This window comes from Micromonospora sp. NPDC049580 (assembly GCF_040675595.1).
GTDB lineage: Bacteria > Actinomycetota > Actinomycetes > Mycobacteriales > Micromonosporaceae > Micromonospora.
Genome location: NZ_JBFAPG010000482.1, coordinates 1 through 4804 on the forward strand (window position 1 = coordinate 1; position 4804 = coordinate 4804).

3 protein-coding genes are annotated in these 4804 nt (G+C 71.7%); 1 reads left to right on the forward strand and 2 read right to left on the reverse strand.

Annotated elements, in window-relative coordinates:
• The coding region (gene treY / locus AB0J68_RS27365) for a malto-oligosyltrehalose synthase (RefSeq protein WP_363941196.1) at nt 1-2081 on the reverse strand (2081 nt) is incomplete at its 3' end.
• A 1-nt stretch (nt 2082) separates the two neighbouring features.
• Nucleotides 2083-4200 (reverse strand): glycogen debranching protein GlgX, encoded by a 2118-nt coding sequence (gene glgX, locus AB0J68_RS27370; protein ID WP_363941199.1) that lies wholly within the window; start codon nt 4198-4200, stop codon nt 2083-2085.
• Nucleotides 4201-4535: 335 nt separating this feature from the next.
• Between glgX and AB0J68_RS27375 the strand changes: the two genes are divergently transcribed.
• The coding region (locus AB0J68_RS27375) for a glycogen/starch synthase (RefSeq protein WP_363941201.1) at nt 4536-4804 on the forward strand (269 nt) is incomplete at its 3' end.

The following is a 4804-nucleotide window of genomic DNA, read 5'->3' on the forward strand; positions in this document are numbered from 1 at the left end:
GCCACCACGTGCCGACCGGCCGGCCCGTGCGCCGGCACCGGCCGGTAGCCGGTGAACAGCTCCGGGTGCGCCCGCCGCAACCGCAGCGTCCGCGACACCACGAGCAGCTTCGCCGCGCCGTCGGTGTCGACCGGGGGACGCCAGCCGCCGTCGAGCCGCGCCAGCATCTCCCGGCGTACGTCGAAGTCAACCGGCCGGCGATTGTCCGGGTCGACGAGGGAGTTGTCCCACAGCTCGGTGCCCTGGTAGGTGTCCGGAACGCCGGGCATGGTGAGCTGGATCAGCTTCTGCCCGAGGGAGTTGCACCAGCCGGCGGGCGTGATGGCGGCGGCGAGTTCGGTCAGCTCGTCGTGCAGGGCCGGGTCGTCGTACATCCGGTCGATGACCGCGTGCATGGCCTGCTCGAAGACCGGGTCCGGGTCCGCCCAACTGGTCGAGGCCGCGGCCTCCCGGGCGGCCTTCTCGGCGTACGCGTGCAGCCGCTCCCGCTCGATCGGCCACGCGCCGACGGCGGTCTGCCAGAGCAGGTGGGCGAACGACGGGTCGGGCAGCGGCGCGTACTCCATCCAGGTCTCGACCTGCTCGGCCCAGCGGTCCGGCAGCTCGCTGAGCACGGCGAGGCGGGCGCGGACGTCCTCGCCGCGCTTCGTGTCGTGGGTGGAGAGGGTGGTCATGCTGGCGGGCCAACGGACCTGCCGGGCGGCGGCGAAGCGGTGGAACTCCGCCGGCGGCACGCCGAAGTGGGCGGGGCTGCCGCCGACCTCGTTGAGGGCCACGAACCGGGTCCACCGGTAGAAGGCGGTGTCCTCCACGCCCTTGGCCATCACCGCGCCGGTGAGCTGCGGGAAACGCATCGCCAGCTCGTCGTCGGGGTCGCGCAGTCGGCGAGTGACCGCGTCCAGGGCGCCGGTCAGGTCGGGGCGGCGGCGGCCGGCCTCGGAGCGGGCGGCGGCCAGGTAGCGGGCGCCGTGTGGTGGGTAGCCGCGGTAGACCGGGAAGGCAGCGGCCAGCTCGGCGAGCGCCGCGCGGGCCTGCTCGGCCGGCACCTCGGGGGCGAGCGCGGCCAGCCGGGTCAGCTCGGCGGCGAGCAGCGTGGTGGCGGCGGCCAGCTTCGTGGTGTGGGTCAGGTCCTGCCACGAGGTGTGGTGCCCGGCGAGGCGGGTGTCGAGCGCCGTGAAGTCGCCCTCGGCGTCCGGGTCGACGAACAGGCCGTTGACCGCGGCGAGGGCGTCGTAGCCGGTGGTGCCGTCCACCGGCCAGTCCGGCAGCTCCTCGCCGTACTCCAGGATCTTCTCCACCACGAGCCAGGCCGCCGGCGCGGCCTCGCGCAGCCGGGCGAGGTAGCCGGCGGGGTCGCGCAGGCCGTCCGGGTGGTCGACGCGGATGCCGTCGACCTCCCCCGCGGCGGCCCAGCGCAGGATCAGCTCGTGGGTGGCGGCGAACACCGCCGGGTCCTCCACGCGCAGGCCCGCCAGGCCCGCGATGGCGAAGAACCGGCGGTACGTCAGCTCGGCGTCCCCGCGCCGCCAGGAGATCAGCTCATAGTGCTGCCGGTCGTGCACCTCGCGTGCGCTGCCGTCGCCGGTGCCGTCGGCGACCGGGAAGCGGTGCTCGTGGTAGCGCAGCTCGCCGTCGACGAGCTTCAGGTCGTCCAGGGCGGCCGGGTCATCGGCCAGCACCGGCAGCAGCAGCCGGCCCCGGTCCCAGTCGATGTCGAACCAGTCGGCGTACGACGAGTCGCGCCCCCGGCGCAGCACGTCCCACCAGGCCGGGTTGGCCGGCGGCACGGCGACCCCGGCGTGGTTGGGCACGATGTCGACGACCAGGCCGAGCCGCTTCTCCCGCAGTGCCCGCAGCAGCCGCTGCCGGGCGGCCTCCCCGCCCAGCTCCGGGTTGACCGTCCGGTGGTCGACGACGTCGTAGCCGTGCGCGGAACCGGGCGTCGCGGCCAGCAGGGGGGCGCTGTAGAGGTGGCTGACGCCCAGGTCGGCGAGGTAGTCGAGGATGCCGGCGGTGGCGTCCAGGTCGTAGCCGGGACGGACCTGGACGCGGTAGGTGGCCTGCGGAGGGGTGGCGGCCATGTCAGATCGTCCTTTCCAGCACCACCAGGGAGCGGTCCGGCACCCGGATGGTGCCGCCCGCGCTGATCACCGTGGCGTCGTCGGGCTCGGGTTCGGCAGTGCTGATCACCCGTTCCCACTTCTGGCCGTACTCGCTGCCGGGCATCGTGAAGTCCAGCGGCGCGTCGTGGGCGTTGAAGCAGAGCAGGAACGAGGCGTCGTGGTGTTTCTGGCCGTACTGGCCGCGCTCGCGGATGCCCTCACCGTTGACGAACAGCGCCACCGAGCGGCCGAAGTCGTTGCCCCAGTCCTCGCCGGTCATCTCCCGCCCGTCGGGGGTGTGCCAGGCCAGGTCGGGAAGCGGCTCGTCGCTGCCGCGCCCACCCACCGGCAGGCCGGTGAAGAACCGGCGGCGGCGGAACACCTGGTGCCGCTTGCGGAACTCGGTGAGCGTACGGACGAAGTCCAGCAGCTGTTCGTCGACGTTGTCCCAGTCGATCCAGGCCAGCTCGCTGTCCTGGCAGTAGGCGTTGTTGTTGCCGTGCTGGGTGCGGCCCAACTCGTCGCCGTGGCCGATCATCGGCACGCCCTGCGAGAGCATCAGCGTGGCCAGGAAGTTGCGCCGCTGCTTGGCCCGCAGGGCGAGCACCGCGTCGTCGTCGGTGTCGCCCTCCACGCCGCAGTTCCAGGACCGGTTGTGGCTCTCGCCGTCCCGGTTCTCCTCGCCGTTGGCCTCGTTGTGCTTGTCGTTGTACGACACCAGGTCGGTGAGCGTGAACCCGTCGTGGACGGTCACGAAGTTGATGCTGTGGAACGGGCGGCGGCCGTCGTCCTGGTAGAGGTCGGCCGAGCCGGAGATTCGCGACGCGAACTCGGCGAGGGTGGCCGGCTCGCCGCGCCAGAAGTCCCGCACCGTGTCGCGGTACTTGCCGTTCCACTCGGTCCACAGCGGCGGGAAGTTGCCCACCTGGTAGCCGCCGGGGCCGACGTCCCACGGCTCGGCGATCAGCTTGACCTGGCTGACCACCGGGTCCTGCTGGACCACCTCGAAGAAGGTCGAGAGCCGGTCCACCTCGTAGAACTCGCGGGCCAGGGTGGCCGCCAGGTCGAACCGGAAGCCGTCGACGTGCATCTCGGTCACCCAGTACCGCAGCGAATCCATGATCAGTTGCAGCGAGTGCGGGCTGCGGACGTTGAGGCTGTTGCCGGTGCCCGTGTAGTCGACGAAGTAGCGCCGGTCCTCCTCGCTGAGCCGGTAGTAGCTGGGCGCGTCCACGCCCTTGAAGCTCAGCGTCGGCCCGAGGTGGTTGCCCTCGGCGGTGTGGTTGTAGACCACGTCGAGGATGACCTCGATGCCCGCCGCGTGCAGCGCCTTGACCATGCCCCGGAACTCCTGCACCTGCTGCCCGAGGTGGCCCAGCGCCGAGTAGCCGTGGTGCGGGGCGAAGAAGCCGATCGTGTTGTAACCCCAGTAGTTGCGCAGGCCCAGGTCGACGAGGCGGTGGTCGTGCACGAACTCGTGCACCGGCATCAGCTCGATCGCCGTCACCCCGAGCCGGGTCAGGTGCTCGATCATCGGCGGGGAGGCGATGCCCGCGTACGTGCCGCGCAGCTCCTCCGGGATGTCCGGGTGGCGCATGGTCAGCCCGCGCACGTGCGCCTCGTAGATCACCGAGTGGTGGTACGGCGTACGCGGCGGCTTGTCGTTGCCCCAGTCGAAGTACGGGTTGACCACCACCGACTTCGGCATGAACGGCGCCGAGTCGCTCTCGTTCATCCGCTCCGGGTCGGCCATGTCGTAGTCGTACACCGCCGGGTCCCACGTCACGTCACCGTCGATGGCCTTGGCGTACGGGTCGAGCAGCAGCTTGTGCGGGTTGCAGCGCAGCCCGTTCGCCGGGTCGTACGGCCCGTACACCCGGTAGCCGTAGCGCTGCCCCGGCTCGATGCCCGGCAGGTACGCGTGCCAGACGTAGGCGTCCACCTCGCGCAGCTCGACGCGGCGCTCGGCGCCGGTGTCCCACTCGTCGAAGAGGCAGAGTTCGATCCGCTCGGCCACCTCGGAGAAGATGGCGAAGTTGGTGCCCATCCCGTCGTAGGTGGCGCCCAGGGGATACCGCTCGCCCGGCCAGACCTGCATGTCGCTCCTTCAGACCATGGTCATGTGCGCACCGCGCCACGAGCGCGCCGACGACAGCCCGCCCGCGCGCACGCCGGTATTGCCCTGCCCCCCGGTGCGCCAATCCATCCTTTCAGGCGACGACCGGAATCCACCTGTCTGATGCGCGCTACACCCTCAGGTGTCCTCCGTCACCATGGACGCTTTCAAGGTGCGTTCCGGGGCCCGATGCCTTTTGCTTGTCGGGGGGCACGCGTCCCGCGCGCGACCTCACTCGGCCCTCGGCCACCCTTTCCACCTCTCACTCCACCGCCACTGACGCCGGCGCGCACCACCATGCATGGACGGAGATTGATGTGACGACCCTGCGGGTCGATGAGCAGCTCGCTGCCACCAAGGACCGGGCCCACCGGCCCACCCTGACCTCCCGGCCGCAGCTTCCCGCGCAGCCCGGCCCGTCCGCGCAGCCCGGCGCGATCGTGCCCGCGCATTCCGGCCCCGGGGTACCGCCGCAGACCCGTCGCATCCTCATGCTGTCGTGGGAGTACCCGCCGGTGCTCGTCGGCGGCCTCGGCCGACACGTGCACGCCCTCTCCGTCGCCCTCGCCGCCGCCGGCCACGACGT

Coding starts and splice junctions, on each gene's coding strand:
- glgX (WP_363941199.1), bottom strand. CDS start 4,200: ATGCAGGTCTGGCCGGGCGAGCGGTATCCCCTGGGCGCCACCTACGAC.